Source organism: Dactylosporangium sp. CA-092794 (assembly GCF_050948465.1).
In the GTDB taxonomy this organism is placed as follows: Bacteria; Actinomycetota; Actinomycetes; order Mycobacteriales; family Micromonosporaceae; genus Dactylosporangium.
Window position 1 is genome coordinate 3,536,840 of the sequence record NZ_CP192044.1, and the last position, 21,570, is coordinate 3,558,409.

Annotated in this window: 15 protein-coding genes and 1 pseudogene; 10 read left to right on the forward strand and 6 right to left on the reverse strand. The window is 70.4% G+C overall.

Going from position 1 to position 21,570, the window contains the following annotated elements; genetic code table 11:
• Positions 1-233: 233 nt before the first annotated feature.
• The 3 genes from ACQPXD_RS15130 to ACQPXD_RS15140 are packed head-to-tail and all read right to left on the reverse strand — an operon-like array spanning position 234 to position 6,360.
• Positions 234-3,875 carry an SAV_2336 N-terminal domain-related protein gene (locus ACQPXD_RS15130; RefSeq protein WP_432838817.1) on the reverse strand — a complete coding sequence of 1,214 codons (3,642 nt, stop codon included), beginning with the start codon at positions 3,873-3,875 and terminating at the stop codon, positions 234-236.
• Positions 3,872-4,924 carry an AAA family ATPase gene (locus tag ACQPXD_RS15135; RefSeq protein WP_432838819.1) on the reverse strand — a complete coding sequence of 351 codons (1,053 nt, stop codon included), beginning with the start codon at positions 4,922-4,924 and terminating at the stop codon, positions 3,872-3,874. The genes ACQPXD_RS15130 and ACQPXD_RS15135 overlap by 4 nt, the downstream gene beginning before the upstream one ends.
• The gene (locus tag ACQPXD_RS15140; protein WP_432838821.1) at positions 4,921-6,360 is read right to left on the reverse strand and encodes an effector-associated domain 2-containing protein; all 1,440 of its coding nucleotides are present in this window, start codon (positions 6,358-6,360) and stop codon (positions 4,921-4,923) included. The genes ACQPXD_RS15135 and ACQPXD_RS15140 overlap by 4 nt, the downstream gene beginning before the upstream one ends.
• A 225-nt stretch (positions 6,361-6,585) precedes the next feature.
• Here ACQPXD_RS15140 and ACQPXD_RS15145 point away from each other — a divergent pair, with 225 nt between their 5' ends.
• The 3 genes from ACQPXD_RS15145 to fxsT all read left to right on the forward strand — a co-directional run bounded on the left by ACQPXD_RS15145 (position 6,586) and on the right by fxsT (position 12,494).
• A complete protein-coding gene (locus tag ACQPXD_RS15145) occupies positions 6,586-6,966 on the forward strand; it encodes a hypothetical protein (RefSeq protein ID WP_432838823.1) in 381 nt (126 codons plus the stop codon).
• Positions 6,967-6,997: 31 nt separating this feature from the next.
• Positions 6,998-8,503, forward strand: coding sequence for an effector-associated domain 2-containing protein (locus ACQPXD_RS15150; RefSeq protein WP_432838825.1), 1,506 nt, complete (start codon positions 6,998-7,000; stop codon positions 8,501-8,503).
• A 358-nt stretch (positions 8,504-8,861) separates the two neighbouring features.
• On the forward strand, positions 8,862-12,494 hold the full coding sequence (gene fxsT / locus ACQPXD_RS15155) for an FxSxx-COOH system tetratricopeptide repeat protein (RefSeq protein WP_432838826.1): 3,633 nt from the start codon (positions 8,862-8,864) through the stop codon (positions 12,492-12,494).
• 9 nt (positions 12,495-12,503) lie between these two features.
• On the opposite strand, the gene ACQPXD_RS15160 is transcribed toward fxsT, so the two are convergent.
• Positions 12,504-14,255: an HEXXH motif domain-containing protein gene (locus tag ACQPXD_RS15160; protein ID WP_432838828.1), complete on the reverse strand. Its 1,752-nt coding sequence runs from the start codon at positions 14,253-14,255 to the stop codon at positions 12,504-12,506.
• Between the two features lie 119 nt (positions 14,256-14,374).
• On the reverse strand, positions 14,375-14,599 hold the full coding sequence (locus ACQPXD_RS15165; RefSeq protein ID WP_432838830.1) for a hypothetical protein: 225 nt from the start codon (positions 14,597-14,599) through the stop codon (positions 14,375-14,377).
• A 222-nt stretch (positions 14,600-14,821) separates the two neighbouring features.
• Here ACQPXD_RS15165 and ACQPXD_RS15170 point away from each other — a divergent pair, with 222 nt between their 5' ends.
• The 4 genes from ACQPXD_RS15170 to ACQPXD_RS15185 all read left to right on the forward strand — a co-directional run bounded on the left by ACQPXD_RS15170 (position 14,822) and on the right by ACQPXD_RS15185 (position 18,096).
• Positions 14,822-15,949, forward strand: a complete 1,128-nt coding sequence (locus ACQPXD_RS15170) for a hypothetical protein (RefSeq protein WP_432838832.1) — start codon at positions 14,822-14,824, stop codon at positions 15,947-15,949.
• A complete protein-coding gene (locus tag ACQPXD_RS15175) occupies positions 15,949-17,031 on the forward strand; it encodes an effector-associated domain 2-containing protein (protein ID WP_432838834.1) in 1,083 nt (360 codons plus the stop codon). Before ACQPXD_RS15170 ends, ACQPXD_RS15175 begins: the two co-directional genes overlap by 1 nt.
• 321 nt (positions 17,032-17,352) lie before the next feature.
• The gene (locus ACQPXD_RS15180; RefSeq protein WP_432838836.1) at positions 17,353-17,835 is read left to right on the forward strand and encodes a hypothetical protein; all 483 of its coding nucleotides are present in this window, start codon (positions 17,353-17,355) and stop codon (positions 17,833-17,835) included.
• A gap of 9 nt (positions 17,836-17,844) precedes the next feature.
• Complete coding sequence (locus tag ACQPXD_RS15185; RefSeq protein WP_432838261.1) at positions 17,845-18,096, forward strand: hypothetical protein; 252 nt, start codon at positions 17,845-17,847, stop codon at positions 18,094-18,096.
• Here ACQPXD_RS15185 and ACQPXD_RS15190 read toward each other — a convergent pair.
• On the reverse strand, positions 18,090-18,419 hold the full coding sequence (locus tag ACQPXD_RS15190) for a hypothetical protein (protein WP_432838838.1): 330 nt from the start codon (positions 18,417-18,419) through the stop codon (positions 18,090-18,092). The two genes, ACQPXD_RS15185 and ACQPXD_RS15190, sit on opposite strands and share 7 nt — an antisense overlap.
• 648 nt (positions 18,420-19,067) lie before the next feature.
• On the opposite strand from ACQPXD_RS15190, the gene ACQPXD_RS15195 reads away from it, so the two are divergent.
• The 3 genes and pseudogenes from ACQPXD_RS15195 to ACQPXD_RS15205 all read left to right on the forward strand — a co-directional run.
• Positions 19,068-19,484 (forward strand): hypothetical protein, encoded by a 417-nt coding sequence (locus tag ACQPXD_RS15195; RefSeq protein WP_432838840.1) that lies wholly within the window; start codon positions 19,068-19,070, stop codon positions 19,482-19,484.
• 482 nt (positions 19,485-19,966) lie between these two features.
• A complete protein-coding gene (locus ACQPXD_RS15200) occupies positions 19,967-20,689 on the forward strand; it encodes a PepSY domain-containing protein (protein WP_432838842.1) in 723 nt (240 codons plus the stop codon).
• A gap of 8 nt (positions 20,690-20,697) precedes the next feature.
• Positions 20,698-21,468, forward strand: a pseudogene (locus ACQPXD_RS15205) (MFS transporter); the annotation flags it as partial.
• Positions 21,469-21,570 lie beyond the last annotated feature (102 nt).

A 21,570-nucleotide genomic window follows, 5' to 3' on the forward strand; every position in this document is an offset into this window, starting at 1 on the left:
TGACATCCAGGCGGCGGATCGGGAACAACTCGACCCCGAGAAGTACCTCTTCACGCGCACGATGGCAGGACAACTGCGAGCGCATGACGATCGTACCGAGTTCCTCGCCAGCATCACCGACCTGCGCCGACCGGCGGCGGGTATCCTGCCCCGCCAAGGGACAGCCGGTGTCCGTACCCACGTAACCCGACCCACGGCAGGTCTACGAGTCGATCATGGGCGACGGACCTCGGTCAGTGGGCTTCGCCGCCGGCAATTCGCCGCAGTTCCCGAAGCGCGTGGTTGGCGCCCCAGCGCTGCTGCGGATCCTTTTCGAGCAACCCCAGCAGTACCGGGCCGAGCGGACCAGCCCGCAACAGTGGGCGCGGTGGTGCGTTCGTGATCACGTTGATCGCCGCGATCGGGTTGAGGCCCGTCAGCACGAACGGTTCCTTTCCCTCCACGGCCTCGTACAGTGTCGCACCAAGCATGAACAGGTCGCCCGGCGGCCCGGCGGAGGCGCCCATGGCCCGCTCCGGCGGCATCAGCGGTACAGCACCGCTCAGCAGGTTGAGGCTGGTGAGCGTCATGTCGGTTTCGAAGCCGGTCGTCGAGGCGTCGGTCAGGACGCATCGGCCGCCGTCGCAGAGGAACACGTTGCCGGGCCGGAGGTTCCGGTAGGTGATTCCGGCGCGATGCTGCGCCATGAGGGCGTCGAGCACCGACGATCCGATGCTGGCAACCGTGCGTACGCCGAGCGGGCCGTCCTCGATGACCTCGCTCAGGGTGCGGCCGGCGAGCCACTCCATGATGAGCCAAAGCCCGTCGTACGGGGCCGGTTGCCGCAGGGCCGCGTGGACCCGGACGACGCCTGGATGGTCCACGCTCGCCGCAGTTCGTATCGCGTCGAGCGCATGCTCCAGGCCTTTTCGTTGCTCGTCCACCGTCTGCCCTCTGGAAACCGTCAGGGCCTTGGCGGCGACCGGTGTGCCGTCCGCGGTGTCCTCCGCCTTCCAGGTAATTCCGGTGGCACCGGAACCGACGACGTCCAGGAGCCGGTACCGACCGGCGATGATGCCGCCCGCTCCGGCAGGGGCGGCGCCGTCGTGCTGCTTGACCAGCGGCAGGTCGGTGCTGACGCGCAGCGCGGCACGACCGAACCGGATTGTGTCGCCGTCGAGGAGGTCGGTGGTGGTCACGCGTACGTCGTTGACGTACGTGCCGTTCGCAGAGCCGAGATCGGTGACGCGCATGGTGGTGCCGTCGAAGGAGATCCGGGCGTGCACCCGCGAGACGCTGCGGTTGGCGAGGCGCAGGTCAGCCAGCTCACCCCTGCCGACCGTCGCCCCGCCACGGGATATGGCGAAGCGGTTGCCGTCCGTGTCGACGAGCTCGATCGAGGGCCCGGCCGATTCCTGCGCGTGAGCGGGGCCGGTGGTGAGCGGGCGGCCGGAGCCGCTGGTGCGCAATTCTGCCTTCGCGCCGCCGTACCGGACCGAGGCGTCGGCGAATAGCTCCACACCGATCGCGTCCGATGGCGTGACGCCCCTGTCCGAAAAGTACATCCGCAGCGCCCGGATCAGCAGCGGTATGACGAGCCGCTGCCGTCCGTGTAGGGCGCGGTAGTCATCCGGCGAGAGCATGACCAGGTAGTCGCAGCCGGATACGCTGTCCGGTAGTCGTGGACCGAGACGGGCGACGGTCACCCGCTGCATCGCGGTGGTGATGGTGTCCAGTAACGGCAGCACGACCGGGCTGAGCGACTCTGTTACCTCATCGGACGCTGGCGCGTCGACCGGCACGAACAACGCCGGGTCGTGGACGAAGAACGGTGCGCCGCGCGGCCGGGGCGCGTCGGCGAGCAGCTCGACGACGACCTCGCCGGTGGCCCGGCCGTGGCGCTGGACGAGCGTCCACGCCTGTTCGGCGGCGAGGAGGGCGGCGATCTGGTGAACCGCCCCAGCCATGATCGCGACGTCTTCGTAGGCCAGGTGAACGAGGTACCGGCCCGTCGGATCCAGCCCGGACCGCGCCACGTCCGCGGCCCGGTCGGCCAGGCCCGCGACGAGGTGAGCACCGGTCAGCGGGGCCAGGAACGCGAGTGCGAACTGCGGCCCGGCGAGATCGGACAGCGGCCTCGCCGTCCCGGCGCCCAGCACGGCGATCCCGCGCGCGACGGTTCTTGACGCGTCCGACGGTTCGCCGACCGACTGCACGTCGGTTGAGGGCGGCCGGTCGGGCTGCGACTGGCGCGGCCCGGTGAGTTGCTGCTTGAGGCGGTCTGCCAGGCGGGCGTAGTCGCCGCCAAGGCGGCGCAGGACCAGTTGGGAGACGTGGGCGAGCGGACGGTCGACGCCACCGATGGCAGGCAACGGGGTCCCCATAGGATCGCGCAACATGGCGGGAAAGCTGAAGCCGTGGCCTAAGCGCGGGGCGACGAACTGGGAGACCGCGGTGAGGATCTTCACCGCCGCGGCACGGTCGGTGAGGTCGAGGAGAATCTCACGGACGCCGGCGACGAAGTCGTACTCCACCTGGTCGGCCGGTACGGGGGCGCGGCGCGAGATCTCCCGCAGCAGGCCGCCGAGGAACACTTCGGCCAAGTGCGCGGTCTCCGAGGCCGGTAGGACGAGGCGCTGCACCATACGCATCACCGGTAGACTGAGCGGCGCCGCGGCCAGGTTCAGGGCGAGTTGGACGGCAGTCGGGGACGCCACTGCGCGGAAACGGCGTATCCGCTCGGCGGGGGTGACGTCCTCGTCGGGCTCCACCATGGGCACGGAGGTGGGTGCCCCGGCGAGCACCGCGGCTCGCGCCCACCCGGCGGGCGCGGCCACCGTGTGCGCGAGGGCCGAGAGCCAGCGCGCGGAGAGCTCGACGATGGGGATGGGCACCGCGGGCAGGGGATCCTGTGGGCCGTGCGCCGCACCGGACTGCCGCCAATGCCGGTTCGGCTCACCGGGACGGCCGATGAGCAGTCGGGCCGGACGCGGTTGCAGTGCTCCTCCATCCCACAAGCGCCTCGGTAGCACCGACACTGCGGCGACCACCCGTGCCGCCGCCCAGTGACGCAGCATTCGATGCATACGGCCGTCCCGCCAGGCTGCGCCGACGCCGTCAGTGACCACCAGCACCAGCTCGGCCGTGCCGGGGCCGAGCCGAACCGCGCTGGCCCCCGGCACTCCGTGACCGATTCCACCGTCGCCGGTCCCGAGCCGGCTCGGCGCGGCCGGGGCTGAGCAGTCGATGGTGACCCGGCGGATGGTGCGAAACGCGCCGAGCGTCTCCAGCAGCCGGATGAACTCGGCGGTCGTACGGCGCCAGATCCCCATCGACGGGGAGGTATCGACCACCACGCACAGGTCGAGCCAGCGGCTGTGCGCGGGAGTGAGTACAGGCAGCCACAGGCGCTCCTCGGCGATCAGCCTCGCGGTCGCGCTCTCGTCCACTACGGTGTCCGGCTCGGTCGCTACCCGTCGCTTGAACGGCCGCAGCGCCCGCGCGATCGCTCGCGGCTGCGGCAGCGCGCCGACGGCGGGCGCGTCGACCGGCAGCGCGGAGGGCCAGCCGGCGCCGTCGTCGCCGTCACGATCACCGTCGCGCATACGTGCGGCGACGGGGTGCAGCGTTGTGTCCGTATCGGCTCGTTGCGCACGACCGCGCGCCTGTTCCCGCGGAGGCATTGCTCCGGGCGGCCCGGTGATGATGTGGGGCCGCGGTGTCTGCGTCCCGTCCTCCGCCCGATGCCGTCCGGCCTGTGCCGCGGAGGCAGGCCGGGCGTCATGCTCGGTCCCCGTGGCCGGGAGGAACTGTGCGAGCCAGAGCGCCTCGGCCACCTCGACCGCGCCTGGGCCCAGGCCTGCGGCGGCGAGAGCGGAAAGCAGCGGTGAGGTCATTCGGCGGGGAACTCGTCGAGGCTTCGCAGCACCGCCTCGGTCACCTCGCGGACCGCTTGATCGTCGCCCCGGCCGGCGGAGAAGACGAGATAGAGCGCGCCGAGCAGCTGGTCGATGGCGAGCCGGGAATTTTCCCGGTCCCGGCGTTCGACAAAGCCTCGGATGTACGGCGCCGACGCGGCGGCCAGCGCGGGGCCGAGGTGCGCCTCGACGACGGCGGCGAGCTGCTCCTCGCTGGGCTCGCGCAGGTCCAGGCGCAGGCACCGGCGCAGGAACGCCGGCGGGAACTCGCGCTCGCCGTTGCTGGTGAGGACGACGAAGGGGAACGCCCGGCACAACACCCGGCCTCGATGGACAGCCGCCTCGATGCCTTCATCCGCGGTCTTCACCGTGACCGCGGCGACCTCGCGCGGCAGCCGGCTGAGCTCCGGGATCTCGAACTCACCCTCCTCGAACACGTTGAGCAGGTCGTTGGGTAGATCGATGTCACTTTTGTCGATCTCGTCGATGAGCAGCACCCGCGGTAGCTCGTAGGGCAGCAGCGCGGTGCCGAGGGGGCCGAGCGTGAGGTACCGGCCGATACCTGCGTGCGGTGGCTCGTCGTCCTGCGGATGGGCGAGCTGCTCGCGTGCCTGGCGGAGGTTCTCGTCACGGAGGCGGCCGATCGGATCGTAGCGGTACAGCGCGTCCTGCAGCGTCGAGCGGCTCGTGATCGGCCAGCGCAGCACCGGCCCCAGCTGCAGCTCTCGAGCGACCGCGTATGCCAGCGACGACTTGCCGCTGCCCGGCCGCCCGGTGACGAGTAAGGGCCGCCGCAGGTACAGCGCCGCGTTGATCATCTTGACGGCGAACGGGTCGGCCTGCGGCCCGATCATGCCGGCCAGCGCGTCGAGCCGGCCCAGACGGCGCTGGTGCAGCGGGTCCGGGCTCGGCGGGACGGGCCGGACCGGGCCGCCGTCGAACCGGCGCCAGTTCGGCGGCTCCGGCAGCATCTGTCGCAGCCGGTCGTGCGGGATGCCGGTGCCGGTGAATATCTGCCAATCGCTCATCGATGGTCCCCGTCTCGTCGGCCGGGTAGGCAAAGGTCGTACCGCTCGGGGGGCATCCGCGTCGGATCGTCCCAGAACAGCACGTAGTCGCGCCGGATGTCGCCGTCGCCCGCGCGCCATCCATTGGCCCGGAACGCGCGCACGGAGTCCGGCAGCCCGGCGAGCTCGCGTCCGCGCAGCACCATGTCGATCGCCGTGCGCCGCTCGGCCAGTGCGTGCGGGCCGCGGATCCACAGCATGACTGGCACGCCGGCCTCGAGCAGCTCACGCAGGTGCGGCTCGGCGGTGCGCGCGGGGTCCAGCGCCAGCACGACGCAAGGCCGGTCGGTATGCCGCAGCTGAGCCTCTCCGAGCTCGTGCGGCGATCCGTCGAACCAGTGCACGACGTCGCTCAGCGGCCGCTCCAAACTGCGACCGACTGCGGCCCAGTGTCGATGCCACCGTTGACGTTCAGCCGGTGTGCGGGTGGCAGGGCGCACAACGACCGGATAGCGGGCGCCGAGCGACCCGAGGCCGTCGCCGCCGTCCCACGAGTCGACCGGATGGTTCATCTCGTGCGGCTCGACCATGAACTCGATGATCGGCCGGCGGTCCGCAGGCATCATCGCGCGCAGGTCGGCGAGCGTGCGCTCGAGCCATCCGGGCAGCTGCGCGGGGCGCAGCGGTGTCTCGCTGCCGGCACTCATCTCCGCCGCGCCGCCGTCCGGGAAGATCCACGCCTGCGCGGTGGCGAGACTGTCGCTGAGCTCGTCGGGCTGGAGGCGGATCAACACGTGGGTCCGGGCGCCGAGCACGGCCGGCGTGCCCCCGAGCCGCGCCCGCAACGACCGCAGTTCGGCGTGGCGGCGCTCGTCGAGCGTGGCGATGTTGGCGTCGACCCATTCGCGGATGGGGGCGGCGGAGTCCGGCTCCGCCGCCGTGACCCGCTCCAGGAATGAGAAGAGCGGGAACGAGGATGTGCGCTCCTCAAGCTCGGCCACCAGAGCGCGGAAGCTGTCTGGCCGTCGCGGCGGCATGCCCAGCGGGGCAGTCGCGGCCATGAAGCACTCGACCAGGCCGATCGGCGCCGGAGTGCCGTCGAGCACGTCGAGGAGCCAGTCACGTTGCCGCCGGGTGAGCATGGCCGGGACGAGGCCGCCCGTCGCCGCGCAGTCGGCCGCGAACCGCGTCGTGGCCGACTCGCCGGGCGCGATGAGCTCCACCACCTGCACAAGCACGGCCAGGCCCGAGCGGGCGGCGAGGCAGGCGCGGAGAATCTCAACCGTGTCGAGCCAGTCGTTCGCCGTGCGGGCGGCGTGCAGCGGGTCTCCCAGCTCGCCCTCGACCATGCCGACGACCGCGTTGCGCGTATCTCGGTCCTTCATCGCGGATATGGCGTAGAGCTCGCGGGCCAAGTGCCGCAGAACGTCGACCGGCAGGACCGGTGGATGAGACATGCTGGCTGACCCGGTTCGATTGAGAATGGCGGTCCCGTAACGCGCCATTGGCCGATGTTGATCAACACCTTAGCGGCTGCGCCCGGCGCCGTGAAGTGGACAAACGGCGACTCATTATGGCCGTCGGACGGTGGCAGTACGGCTATGACCGTTACCGCCCGGTACGGGTGCGTTCCCGCGTCTGGAGCGTGTTTCGGTGTTCGGCGCTTTCGATATGATGATGCCATGGCTGCCGGGATCGCCGTCGAATCTGTGCGCGTCTCGCGTTCGACACTTGGCACAACCGAACCTGTGCATTTTACGGATTTCGATACGTTGGCGGCCGACATCGGCGGCGCCGGACTGTATGTGCGGTTTGCTTACGACGGGGGTTACGGTGTCGGCGTCGCATCCCGCGATCGGGTGGTGCGACTCACCCCGCAAGTAGTAGGCGGCATTGCCTCTTCGGGTGGCTGCCCCGTGTCGCGGTCGCTGATCCGGCGAGGCGGTGGCAGGGTTGGTGTGGTGGCCGAGTTCGACAGGGCGGCCGACCTCGCCGCCGGGTCGGCGACGAGCGTGATCGAGCGGCCCGGCGACGCCGCTCCCGGCGCGGCGCCGGACGCATGAAGCTCGACGCGCCCGCCAGGCGGGGCCAGCTATGACCGTGCCCAACCCGCTCGTTGCCGCCCACCGCACGCATGCAGTCGATGAGAAGAATCGGCTCCGCCGCGCAGCCGTCGATCTGCTGGCGGAGACGCGGATGTTCCAGAATGCCGCCGAGCGGGCATCGCTGCTGGAGCTGTTCCGTGATTCCGTTCCGGAGTCGCTAACGGTGCGGGAAGTCAACGAACCGCGCGCGCAGGCGCTGGAGGTCGTGCGCGCGTGTGAACGGCACCGCGGCAGCCTGCGCCAGCTCGCGGAGTGCCTCGAGGTGTTCGACCCGGCCACGCCTGACGCCCAGGCATTGGTCAGCCTCGCCGAGGAGTGGCACGCGGTCGAGCAGTTCGCCACCTACGACCTTCGCTGGCTGCGCATCCGGCTGTCCGAGCTCCGGCTTTCCGAGGTCGCGGTCACCGTCGACCTGAGCGAGCTCGAGGCCTGCTGCCGCGACGGCTTCCAGCTGCGGCCCGCTCCGACGGCGTGGGAGATGTTCGCCCACCTCGCCTCCCTGCATGCCCCGGCCGCCGGCCCGCCGTGGCTGCGGCTGCTTCATGCCGTTCGGCAGGCGGTCGCCCCGGGCTACCGCGAGCAGCTCGACCGGCTTATCACGGAGCTGTCCGCCGATTGGCAGACGCCGGTGCGGCCGGCGGCTCCGGCTGTGTCCGGGCCGAGAGCCGCCCACGGATACGTCGTGATCCAGTTTGAGAAGTACGGCGGCGACGACGACCGCTTCATCATGAGCCACTGGCGGCAATGGGGAGATGCGTCGGCGTGGCGGCCGACGCGTGGCGAGGACCGACTCGTCGGCCGCGGTGAGCTGGAGCAGGAGGCCGACGCGCTGATCCGCGAGATCGAGACCGAGTGGGCCCGGCAGGCCGGGTCGGTGACGATCGAGGTGGTCCTGCCCAGGCAGTTGCTGGGCGAGCGGGTCGAGGCGTGGCGGCGTAAGCCCAGAGGACGCCTGGCCAACCAGTATCCGCTGGTGATCAGGAGCCTCGAGCGGCTGCGCACCGAGCACTGGCATCTGCCGTGGCGTAGTCGCTGGCTCAACCTCGCCGAGCTAGCGAAGGACGATGAGGTGGTGTTCTGCGCGAGTCCCGACCAGCTCGACGACCAGCTCGAGGCGGCACTTGCGCAACACAGTAGAGTCTTCGTCTTAGTGCTGAGTGAACCTCCAGCACCGGACAGCGTCGGTGAGCTTCAACTGCTGATTGGCCTGCAGTCCGGCATTCCGTGCATTGTTTGGCGGCGCGACCCGCTGGCCGGCGATGCCGCACTGTGCGCGGTTATCACATCGACGCTCGCTAACACGATCGTGACCGGATTGGGAGTAGCGCAATTGCCTGCGCGTGTCGCAGAGTTAAGACGTCAGGCATGGATCGATGATCCTCATGACCGGGAAGGGCATCCCGGCCACCGATTGGTGATCCTCTGGGACGACCCGGATCGTCAGCCCGGACGGACCGGTAACCCCGAAGGCGGCTACCGAGAGGTCCGCGGATGAGCGGATATGGACGTCGGGGCAGTGGCGGGCGGATCGACCCTGCGTGGTCCGTCGACGGACCGCACGGGCCGGTCATCGTCTGGGCGGGCGCGGCGAGGGTCTGCCGATGAACCACTCACGGTCCACAGTGCGTCCCGGCTCGAGCGGCGGACCCGCGGCCGACACTGGCGCCGCACGCCGTGAGGCGGTCGTGGTGATCGACGACGACCCGGCCATGCGGTTCTGGCCCGCGGAGATCGACGACCTGCTCGACGTCCTTCGGTCGCTGGGGACCTTCACATCCGTCTCCCGCCGTTCCATCGTCGTCGACGGAACGGCCCTGCGCCTCGACGGCGGAAAGGACGACCCGCGCACCCTCGTGGCCGGTGAGCCCGGCCCCCGCGTCGTCCTCCTGGTCACCCACGGCCGCTCGGCGGCATGGAAGCGGGGCCTGCTGGGGCCTGTTCTGCACACGTGGGCAACCGGCGCGGCGGTGGCCGTAATCAACCTGTTGCCGCAGCAGTGCTGGTTCGACCGCGGCATGCTCACCACCGAGGTGCGGTGGAGCCCGGCCGACCCGGCGGCGCCGACGGCGCAGATGCCATGGCGGGTCGCCGGATTCGACGTGCGCCGATCGAGCGAACGGGCCGCGGGCCGGCAGACGGCCGTGGCTGTTCTGGAACGGGGCGAGGACTGGCTGCGGCGCTGGGGGCGGCTGCTGTCCGGTGCGGGCGGCGAGGTGAACCTGCCGGCGCTGCTCGTCGGACCCGGCGAGGGCCCGCCGACGGATCCTGCGGGTTCTCCGCCGTCATCCACGTCGGACACGGTGCTCCCGTCGGTTGAGGACCTCGTCGCGCGGTTCCGGGCGACCGCCTCGCCCCGTGCCTTCGGCCTCGCGGTCCGGCTCGCGGCCGCGCCGCTCACCGAGCGTGTGATCCGCGCGGTCCTGCGCGCCGCGGTCGGGTCGGGCACAGCGGAGCTGACCGAGGTGCTGACCGGCGACCTCGTCGAACCGGTCCGCCACGGTCGGGCCGCCACGAGCGAGTCGCTGATCCTGTACGAGTTCCTGCCCGGTGCGCGGCCGTTGCTGCTCGCGCAGGGCTACCGTGACCGCACCGTCGAGACCCAGCACCTCGTCCAGCGGGAGCTCGCCGCCGACACCGACGCGGTGCCCGGGCTAACCCGGCGGATCCTGGATCCGCGCAATGCCACCTTCCCGCGTGTCACGCCCAGAACGGGCCCGTACTTGCGGGTGGAGCTGGCCGTGCACGAGGCGCTCGGCGGCCCGAACCGCCTTGCCGCCGCCACGCTGCGTCAGCTACTGGGCCTGCCGATTCCCCGGCAGCACCGGCGGCATACCTTTTCAACCGATTCGCGCGCGGAGTCCCCAATGTCTGAGACAATGCCCCCAATGGGTTATGACCTGCCCGAACAACGGCAGGCCACCCGCACGGATACGGAGGAAAGCACCATGGCGGTCACGGGCGGCCTGATCGCCACCGGGCGGCGCACCCAGCAAGCGCCCGCGACCGAAAATCTGCCGCCCCGCAACGTTAACTTCACCGGCCGGCGGGAAATGCTGCAGCGGCTGCATGAGCGGCTGCAAGCGGGGACGACGGCGGTTTTGCCGGAGGCCCTCCACGGCGCCGGCGGCGTCGGCAAATCACAACTGGTGAACGAATACGTGTACCTCCACCAGAATGATTTCGACCTGATCTGGTGGATCCCGGCCGAACGCACCGCACAGATTCAGTCGGCGCTGTCGGAGCTGGCCGAGCGCATGGGACTGCCGGTCACCTCGAACGCGAACACGGCCGTCCCGGCGGTGCTCGACGCGCTCGGGATCGGCCGGCCCTTCAGTAACTGGCTCCTCGTGTTCGACAACGCCGAGGTGCCAGAGGAGGTCGAGCAGTTCTTCCCGAAGGGCGGTCCCGGCCGGATCGTGATCACCTCACGCAACGCCGAATGGAACACGAGCGGCAGGGCAAGCACCCTAGCCGTGAACGTGTTCGACCGGCAGGAGAGCGTCGATCTGCTGCGGCGGCGGGACGACGGCCTCGATGTCGGCGATGCCGGCAACCTCGCCGAGGCACTGGGCGACCTGCCCCTCGCCATCGAGCAGGCCGCCGCATACCGCGCCGAAACAGGCATCACGGCGGCGGACTACCTGCAGCGGCTGCAGCGCAAGCTCGCCGAGCTCGGCGCCGTCGTCACCAGCCAGGATCAGGAGTATCCGCCGCTGGTCGCCGCGGCGTGGACGCTGTCGCTGGATCTGCTCGCCGAGCGGGATCCTGCCGCGATGTCGCTGCTGCGTGTCTGTGCGTTCTTCGGACCGGAACCCATCAGCCAGGTACTGCTGACCAAGCCCTGGGCGCTGAGCATCAGCGAAGAGCTTGACCCCCTCGTGCGCAACCCCAACCGGCTCAAGCGGGCGATCCGCACGTTGGACCGGCTTTCCCTGGTGCGGCGCAACCACCGCACCAACTCGTTCCAGATGCACCGCCTGGTCCAGCTCGTCCTCATCGACCAACTGGAGCTGCCGAAACGCAACGCCACCCGGCACGCCGCTCACCTGCTGCTGGCCGGCAACGACCCGGACAGCCCCGACGAGCGCGCCCGCTGGCCGTTGTACGCGGAGCTGTACCCACACATCGTCTTCTCCCGGGCACACCGCTGCAGCCACCCGTCGGTCCGCAGCCTCGTGCTCAACGAAGCGAAGTACCTGTGGCGCTGGGGCGATCACACCGGAGCCCGTGACCTCGCGGAGAACGCCCACAACGCGTCCATCGAGGAAGGCCGCGAGCGCGATACCGACAGCTTGCGCATGGCCGCCTGGCTCGGTTTCATGTACTGGGTGAACGGCGACTACGCCAAGGCCGCCGAACTCAACATCCACACATACGAGTTGTACGAGTCGATCGACGACCCCGACGACGAGGAGTTCCTGACGCTCGGCGGTGCGCTCGCCGCCGATCACCGGGTCGCCGGAGACTTCGCTGGCGCCCTGCAACGCACCCAGGCCGTCTACGAGGCGGCCGCGCGGGCCTTTACCGATGACGACCCGTTCACCCTGCGGGCCGCGCACAACCTGGCCGTGAGCATGCGACTGTCCGGCCTGTACGGGCAGGCGCTGCGACTGGACCAGCAGACCTACCCGAGGCTGGTCCAGATCTACGGCGCCGAGCAGGCCGACACGCTCAGCACCGCAGGCGGCATCAACCTCGACCGGCGGGAGCTCGGCGACTACATCAAGGCCCACGTCGACCAAGAGAGCGTGGTGGCGACCGCACGGCGGGTGCTGCGCAACGAAGATCATCCGGAGCTGCTGCACCAGAGTTACCTGCTGGCGAGCTTCCGCCGCAAGGCCGGCCTGCACCTCGAGGCTCTCGACCTGTCAACGGATGTGTTCAACCGGTTCCAGCGCCGCTACGGCCCGCGGCACCCGAACACCGTGCTGGCCCAACTCGCCGCGTCCATTGACCAGCGGGTCATCGGGGATCTTCCAGCCGCCCGCGCGGCCGGCGAGGCCGCGATCGAAGGACTTGAGGCGCTCTACAGCGAGGATCACCCGCATACCGCCGGGGCGCAGGTCAACCTCGCCGTGACGCTACGGCTCCTCGGAGCCGTCGAAGAGGCCAAGGCGAAGGACACCGCCGCCCTGCGACGGCTCGTCGACCGGCTCGGGGAACAGCACGCCGTCACGATCGCCGCCCGAATCAACCTCGCCAGCGACCATTTCGAGCTCGGTGAGTACGACGAGGCGCGGAAGCTTGACGAGGTGAGCTATCCGCTGTGCGAGAGGCTGCTCGGCCGCAGCCACCCCACGACGCTCGCCTGCGGTGCCAACCTCGCCATGGACTGGCGCGAAACCGGACGAAGCATGAAAGCAAGCGAACTGTTCGAGACCGTCATGGACCTGTTCCGGCAGCACCTCGGCGACCTGCACCCGGCGACCGCCGCCGCCAGCGCCGGCGCCCGGGCGAACTGCGACATCGACCCTCTGCCGCTGTAACGGCATGTCTCACCCCGCGGGCGGCGCGATCCGCCAGCCCGCGGGGTCGTCCGCGGGCTCCCGCTCGACGATCCGCTGACCGATCCAGGTGGCCAGGCCCAACGCGTCGGCCGGTGCCGCGCCGATGGTCCCGGCGACGGCGAGGACCAATTCGGGACGGCCCAGCAGTGCGCGGCGCTCCGGACTGCCCGGATCGCAGGTCAGGCCCAGCCCGACCCATGCCCGGCCGCTGCCGGGGTCTGCCGTCAGGATTTCGAGATACCCGGCGCGGGCGCGGTCGGTTTCACCGGCGGCCAAGGCGACGTCTGCCGGCAGGGCGCCGGTGACGTGCTCACCGATCCGGTGCGCAGCGGCCCGGAACTCGTCGAACAGCGCGGGACGCAGCAGCCGCAACCGGGTGAGCACGGCCCGGGTGTCCAGACCCTCGAAACGCGGCTCGTTCCCGACGACGTGGGCGTCGCGCAGCCGCGGCGGCAGCGGCTCGCCAGCGTCCGTGCCTCGACGCCAAGCGTCGGCCAGCGCCCGGGCCGTGCCGCTGCCGACCCGCACGTTCGCCGCCCTCCAGAGCGCACGATGGTCCACGGCAAGTCGCGCCGCGGATCGCCGCGCCGGATCGGGGAAACCGTCGGCCCCGGACCGCTCGACCTCCTGCCGCAGGATGGCCACGAACTTCGAGCCGTGCCCGGTCAACCGCTCCGATCCGGCCAGGATGTCCAGCGCCAGCAAAGTCTGCCGCCACCACAGCGCTTGCTCCAGCTCGGCGATCGCCAGATCTGCACCGCGGGCGTGCCGGCGGCGGACGCACCAGAAGTCGGTGATGCCGGCGAATGCGTAGGCGCCCTGCAGCAGCCCGTTCAACGGCCGCGGATCGTCCCGCCAAGGGGCGTAGAACCGGCGTTCCGGGACGTCCTCGACCAGCGTCAGCAGATGCTGCAGAGCACCCAGCCGATGATGTTGCACCTCATGGACCAGCGTCACGGCCATCTGAACCGCATCGTCCGGCTCGGACAGCGATATCCCACCGAATGCCTCCGCGCCCGACGCCGACATCGGCCTGAACAGCTTGCGGCGCCGCGACGGCGCCAGCGTGCGCAGGCCGACGGCCATCGACTCGGCGCGGCCCCGGTGCTCACGCACCAGCAGCGCCCACGCGCGCGTCACGTGTTCACGCCACGCCGCGATCTGCTGTTCCGACAGGGGCTGCGGGTCTCGGGCGACCTGCAGCTCCCGATACGCGTCGTGGTCGACCAGCTCGACAACCAGCCGTATTCCGTCCGACTCCGCCTCGACCGTCGCCGGTTCGCGCCAGCCGGCTGCGCCGGATCGGGCGTGGACGACTAGGTCGCCGGCCACCAGTCGCAGGTGTCCGGCGTCGGCGTGCGCCGTGGCCAGCTGCGGACCATCGGCGAAGGCGGCGACGCCGAGCGTCGGCAGCACCGCGAAACCGGCGCGGAGCGGCACCGCCAGCTCGAAGGACAGCCCGGCCCGCGCTCCTGCGGCCACCCCCACCGCGTGCAGGTAACCGACGTCGACCCACAGCGGTGCCGAGGACGGCGGGCTGTCGCCGCCGGTCTCGAGCCGGCGCAGCGTGTACGCCAGCCAGACGCCGACCTGCGGGTGGGCGAGCACGTCCTCGGTCGCGTCCGGATCGGCCCGGTAGGCGCGGTCGAGCAGGCTCCAGGCGCTGGCAATCGGCGGCAGTGGGCCGAGCGCGTCCGGGCGGCCGCCGCATGCCTCGATGAAGCACAGCAGCGAGATCAACCGCCAACTGCGTTCCGACCGCCACAGCTCGGCAACGACACGCCGATTGCCGGCACCGGCTGCGAGCTGCTGAAAGACGTCGTGATCGACGATGTAGGCCGGCCAGTTGCCGCTGTCGATCAAGCCGCATGGCCGTCCGGGAAAGGGCCGGCCAGTGCTTCAGGTTCACCGTATGCGCCGTTGCCGTTGTAACCGCTGACGGAATCCTCGGCGCTGAGGATTCGGCGCCGCACGCGCTCCATTGCGTCGCCGAGGGCGGGCAGTGCAACGCTGCGCAGGGTGGTGACATTGACCGTCGAAAGATCGGGCAGTTCGGACTCGATACCCGCCGGGGCTGCATCCATGCGGTGACCTCCCACGACTGTACTGGCGGACAGGTCAATCATCACCTATCGGAACCCGGCAAGAAAGCGTCGCGTCACGGCGGCACCAGCCATCGAATGGTGGCTATGAGTCATAGCGTAGCAATTGTCGCTCGACGGTGACTCGGCGACGTTCGGTTGATCGAGGAACACCAGCCGGTGCGGTAGCGTGTCCCGGCAGCCCTCGATCGACCAGGGACGGTTATGACCAGCCTCGTGTTTGTGCACGGCACCGGAGTGCGCATCACCAGCTTCGAGAAGACTCTGGCACTCGTCACGACCGGCGTACGGAGCCGTGCACCGGTGGTTCCGTGTTACTGGGGCGAGCCGCACGGCGCCCGGCTGCGGCTCGGGGGCGCTAGCATCCCCGACGGTGTCCGCCACCGCGGCGCCGGTGATGAGCCGGACGAGGTCGAGCTCTGGCACCTGCTGGAGCTTGACCCGCTCCTTGAGCTGCGCCTGCTGGCTGGTGACCCGCTGGAGGTCCCAGTCAACGAGGAAGCCCCTGGCCAGGGCCTGCGCCGTGCGGCCGGGCGCGCCGCCGACGACCCGCATGTCCGCGCCGCCGTCGCCGCCGCCGGGCTCAGGGGGGTGTTTGCCGCCGCGCTCGAGGCCGTGCTGGCGGCGCCGGCCTTGGACCGCAGCGCCGACCGTCAGTCGCTGGCCGAGGCGGTCGCCCGAGCCGTCGTGGCCGAGTCGCTGGCCCGGGCCGACGACGCGGCCGGCGAGCCGGTGCCGGTCGATGGTGACCACCGCGACGCGATCGTGGCCGCGCTGCTCGTGGCGCTCGGCGCTGACGTGCGCGGGCTCGGGATGTCGCTGCTGAGCGTGGCGATGCGCCCGGTCGACCGGCGTCGCTTCCTACTCACCAGCGCGGCGAGTCCGGCGGCCGGCGACATCATGGTGTACCTCGCCCGAGGCGCGGCAATCCGCGAGCGCATCGCCTCGGTCGTCGCCGCTCAGCCCGGCGGTGTCGTGCTGCTGGCACACAGCCTCGGCGGCATCGCCTGCGTCGACCTGCTCGCGACCGTGCCGCCGCCGAACGTCCGCGCTCTGATCACGGTCGGTTCGCAGGCACCGTATCTGCACGAGCTCGGCGCACTGCCAGGCCTGGCGCCGGGCGCCGATCTCCCGCGCGAGTTTCCCGGTCCGTGGATCAACGTCATGGACCAGCGCGACCTGCTCTCGTTCTACGCCGAGCCGGTCTTCGGCGACCGGGTCCGCGATGTGGAGCTAAACAGCCGGGTGCCGTTCCCGCGCGCGCACAGCGCCTACTTCACCAACGACGCCCTCTACTCGGTGATCGGCTCGGTGCTGGCGGCGGTCGGCTGATGGCGTCCGTCCACGCCGTCGTGGTCGCTGTCGAGGACTACCGCGCCGGCCGGGTGCTGCCCCCGCTGCGCGGACCCGCTGCGGACGCGGCCCGATACCTTACCTGGCTGCGTGAGCGGGGCGTGCCGGACGAGTCCGTCACCTTGTTCGCCTCACCGCTGCCCGGCGGGCCGGACTTCGGCCTGGTCCCGCGCCCGGCGCGGCAGCAGGAGTTGTACGACTTCCTGACCGGCGAGCTGCCCAGTATCGACGCCGAGCAGCTCGTGCTGATGTGGGGCGGGCACGGCGCGGTCGACGCGGATGGTCGCAGGCGGCTCTTCTATGCCGACGCAACCGTCGATGACAAACGCAACCTGGACTTCAACGAGCTGACCCGGTCGCTCACCACGACATACTTCCCGCGGCTGCGGCGTGGGCTGCTGATCGTCGACGCCTGTCAGAACGAGGCCCGGTTCGCCAACCGGCTGCCGCACCAGGCCCTGCCCTCGGGCTCGCAGCTGGTGGTGGGCCGCAGCCAGGACGTGCTGTTCGCCGCCGGCCCCGGCCAGCTGGCGGCGAACGACTCGAGGCGCGCCGCCGGCTTGTTCTCCGAGGAACTGCTGCGCCTGCTGCGGGACCCGGCCACCCCGTTCCCGCCCGATGCGGACCGGCTGGCGAGCCGGATCAGGCGCCGCTTCGCCGAACTGCGCGTCGCGGACGCGACCGCGCAGATGCCCCAGTACCTGTGGCACCGCACCGGCGACCGGGAGGGGCTCGACGTCGTGCTCGGCGCACCGCAGCCCGGTCGCAACCGCATCCCGCTGCGGTCGCTCGGCGCGATCGTCGACGAGATGACCGACGTGGACGAGTTGGCCAGCGTGCCCGGTCTGCAACGGCTCGTCGCGCTGCTGCCGAAGCGGATCCGGTCCGCGGTGCCCTACACCGGGGTGCCCCGCACCGACCTGATTCAGCTTGTGCGCACCTGTGAGTGGTACACGGAGGGCCGCGAGGCGCTGGTCGTCATCCTCGCGACGGCGCTGGCCGACCGCGAGGGCTGTGCCCGGGTGCTCGCGGCCATCGACGCACACTGGCCTCAGCCGTGACCTGCCCGGCCCTGGCGCGTGCGGCGGGGAATCGGACGCGGTGCTTGACACGGCTAAGAAGGGCGCTTGACCAAAGCTATCAATATAGACAGCTTACGCATTTCAGGTAGCTCGCCGCGTAGGCCTCTTGTTGGACATCAATTGCATGAAACGAAAGGCGAAATCGTCATCGATGTCCCGCAGGGGGGTGATCACCGCGGCCGCCGTAGGTTCGGTGCTTGCGCTGGCCAAGCCGGCGGCGGCCGCTCCCGGCGCCGACGCCGGTACGGCCGCCGCACTCATCGATCGCCGGAGGGACGTCCAGTCACGCTGCGCTACGCGATGGACTTCCACGAGCGGCTCAGCGAGTGGCTGCGGTTCTGGTGGGCGAACGCGCCCGCGAGCTGGATCGCCCCGTTCGAGGTGCAAACGGCGGGAGCCACGCCGGACGGCCAGACATTCGTGCTGACCGGCATCACCTACACACGCGCCGACCGCCGCTACAGCGGATTTGACGCGCGGGACCGTGACGCTCGCTACTGGGCCACGGTCGCCAGCCTGTACTACCACTTCCCCACGGTGGCCCTGACTGATACGCAGGTGCGGGTGACCGACGAGCATGCCGGGTTCACCGGATCACCCGCGCAGATCGCGTTTGCCCGGGCGGCGCTCGCCAACGTTTGGCAAGACGCGTCGGCTGACTGGGAGAAGGCGGCCGAACGGGCCATCCGCTCGTCCGGGCGCGAGGGCAGCGTCACCAGCCGCGCCGGCTGGACCAATTTCACCCGGGCCACGCTTCGGCGCGGGCTCGGTACCGAACTGTGAGGAGCACGTATGGCACGTTATGACTTCCGCTTCGTGGTCGACGGCGTCGACCTGGACGAAACCGCCAAGGCCCAGATCGCGGCCGAGGTCCAGAAGGCCGGACTCGCGGCACTGCAGAACGTCGCCCGCCTGTCCAACCCGGTCGTGGTCGGACACAGCAACATCAAGCTGCGTCCGGAGTGGCTCGGCATCTGGGTTATCCATGGCCCCTACGCTGACGAGATCGGTCAGAAGATCAACGACATCGGCTTCTATCAGTAGGCGGCGAGCGAGATGACCGGTGAACCGGAGCGGATGTGCCCGAGTACCTCGGTCGAGAATCCCACCGTCACTATGCTCGGCGCGAGAGCGGCTGAGCCGGGACCCTGCACCGCCGCACGCTGGCGCTCGGCAGCCGTTCGAAGTCGACCAGGGTCAAGCCCGGCGGAGGTGGGGTGAGCCACGGCGACGATCCGCTCAGCGACGATGGACAGGAAGTCGATGGATGCGTCGCGCATCCGCTGCAGGCGCAGCAGTTGCCGCAGGCCGCGGGTCCGGGAGGCGTCGCCCGCGTTGATGATGGCACCGCGCTGGCGACCAGCCAAGTCGTTCCTGGTTCGGCCAGCGCTCGCCGTCACCGCGAGCCTGCAGGCAGTCCACCGTCCACGGGGTACGAGCGGCCATCTGTCCAGAAGGTAGGCGCAGCCCGACATTGGTTTAGGCAACGCCGTCGGCGGATTAGTGTGGCTGGCAGACCGGTTCGCCGCTGTCATCGGCGTCGAAGTCACAGGCTTCAGTGAGCGCGGCGCGCAATCGGGCCCGGCCGCGATGGATACGGATCTTCATAACGGCCACCGAGCAGCCATCTGCGGAAACTGGGCGGCGGTGCACGAACCGGACGGATGCGCGTTCGCTGCTGTCCTTGCCCAGGTACCGCGCGAGTCCTGCGCGAGTCCTGCGCGAAGGGCCGAGGATGGTGGACGCTGCTGGTGGCTCGACGGCGTGCATGATCAATAGCACCTGTCGCTGCCGGTCAATAGGGTGTCGTTGCCAGTCAATAGAGGTGCCCGCTGATCAAGGCACACTACTACTCAGGCTCGGATGGTTGGCAGAGTCCAGCACGATCGCCTGGACATTGCTCGATGGCCAGGGGGTCCGTGAAGGGCCCGTATTGGAGCTCACGCGGTTCGAAGAACGGGGATTCCATGTTCGAAACACGCCCTACACGCATCGGTAGGCGTCTGCAACACGCGGTGGCGAGCTTCCTCGCCGTCTTGTCCGCGGTCGGCGTGATCGCCTTCGCCGGCAAACCCGCACAGGCCGACGACTGGTACCAGCAGTGCTACGACCCGGGTCTCGGCACGGTCGCGTACTGCGTCGAGTACACAGGCGGGTACCCGTCTGGCTACGCGCGGGCGCAGATTCCGGGCTACTACGGGGTAAAGCTCAGGCAGTGCACGTCAGCGGGGTGCCGACCGGGGGCTGTGTACGGCGATCCCGTTTACTGGTCGGACGTCACGGCGGCCTACGCCGGCCCCGACGGCAACCCCGTCTACACAGCCTCGGTCAGGGTCGGCAAGTTCTCCGCCTACCAGGCCTGCGCACAGCAAAGCCCAGGCGCCATCTGGAACTGCCCGCCGGAACGTTGGTCCGTCTATCTTGGCGATTGACACCGCTGTATGACATCGCTGGGCCCAAGGGCCGCTCTCGATCTGTTCGAGAGCGGCCCTGCTGGCTGAGTTCGGTGAGGAACGCGATGAGGCTTTCGGGGTTGTAACCGCCTGGCTTGGTCTGGCGCAAAAGCTTTGTCCGGCTGCGGTCGGGCCAGTAGGGCAGGACGCTGGCCATTGACAAGCAGGCCGGGAGAACCGTTCCGCACCACCGGGGTCCGGCGGCCCGGTTGATGCGTCCGGGCTGTTCAGGTGTGTTGACGGGTGGGCATGCCCTGGACCCGGCCGATGCGCGGCCCGGACGGAGCGGTGGCCCCGGCCGGTAGGTCATCCGATCCGCCGCACGATCCGCTGAAACATGGTGTCGAACGCCGCCCAGTCCAGCATCCGGTCGGCACTGAGCGCTCGGCGGTGGCGTGCTGCTGGACATCGGCGTTTATCCCGTACGCGCGGCCATGCATCGTCTGGGATCGGACCTGACGGTGATCACTCTGTCCTCGGGCGTGCGCCGCACCCGCAGCCTGCACGCCGCCACCGGCGTGTGGCTCGTCGTCGGCCTGCTGTTCCTGTCCGCCACCGGGCTGACATGGTCGCGCTGGGCCGGCGGCAGCTTCACCCTCGCCCTGGACAAGCTCAACGCCCACCAGCCGGACCTGGACCCCACCGACTCCGGTGCCGCCCCCGCCGCCGGGCATCACGCCGAGGCGCCCGCAGCCTCGGCCGGAGACCCGGCCCGGGTCGATGCGGTGCTGCACATCGCGTGCGGCAACGGCATCACCGGCCCGATGGAGATCGCCCCACCGGCCGATCCGGGTGCCGCGTGGACCATGACGCAGACCGACAACGTCTGGCTGGTCCGCCTCGACCGCGTCGCCGTGGACCCGGTCGCCGGCACCGTCACCGGCCGCTCGAACTTCGCCGACTGGCCCCTGCTGGCCCAGCTGTCCAAGCTCGGCATCCAGGCCCACAAGGGCTACCTCATCGGCCTGGTCAACCTGATCCTGCTCGCCGCCCTCGCGCGGGGCCTGCTGTGCGTCATCATTTGGGGTACCGCGTGTGGTGGCAATGACGGCCCACGCGCGCCGACCGCCGCGCCGTCGTGGGACCGCCACCGGCCCGCGGCGCCTGGCGGCGGCTCAAGCTGCCGAAGCGTCTCCTCGCCGGGTCCAACTTCGTCTTCACCGTCGGCAGCGGCCTCTACCTGACCGCCAGCGTGCTCCCCTTTACTGAGGTGGTCCGTCTCCCGCCCGGCCAGGTCGGGCTCGGCCTCGGCACCGCCGGGCTGCTCGGCCTCGCCGCCGGTGTCGTCGCCGGCCATTTCGCCGACCAGCGCGGCGCCCGGGTGGTCTACGCCGTCACCCTGCTCGCCCAGGCCCTCGCGACCGCCGGGTTCCTGCTGGTGTATACCTTCTGGCCGTTCGTCGCTGCGGTCAGCGCGGCGACCGCAGCGAAAGCGGCCGATGTCGCGGCACGCAGCCCGCTGATCAGGCGCTACGGCGGCGACCGGCCGCAGCAGTTCCGGGCCTACCTGCGGGTCGTGATCAACGTCGGCATCTCGCTCGGCGCGGTGCTGGCCGGCTGGGCCGTGCAGACCGGCACCCACACCGCCTATGACCTCATAGTGGCGGGCATCGCCACAGACACTGCGGCGTCGGCGGTCTTCCTCCTGTTCGTCCCTACGGCCGACCCGCTTCCCGCCGTGGCCGGTCCGCGCTGGATCGCGCTGCGCGACGCGCCGTACCTCCTGCTCACCGGCCTCGACGGGATCATGTCCATCCAGTTCAAGGTGCTCACCGTGGCCATCCCGCTCTGGGTCGTCGGCGCGACGCGGGCCCCGCACTGGGTCATCTCCGCCACGATGCTCACCGGCACCATCATCGTCATCGCGTTCCAGGTCCACGCCGCCCGCCGCATCGACTCGCCGACCGCTGGCGCGAGCGCGTACCGCCGGGCCGGGATGGCTTTCCTCGCCTCCTGCACCCTCATCTCCCTGACCGCCGGCCTTCCGAAGTGGGCCGCCGCGACCCTGCTGGTCCTCGCCGCGGTGGTGCACGCCCGTCGGCGAGCTCTGGCGCTCTACCGCCGG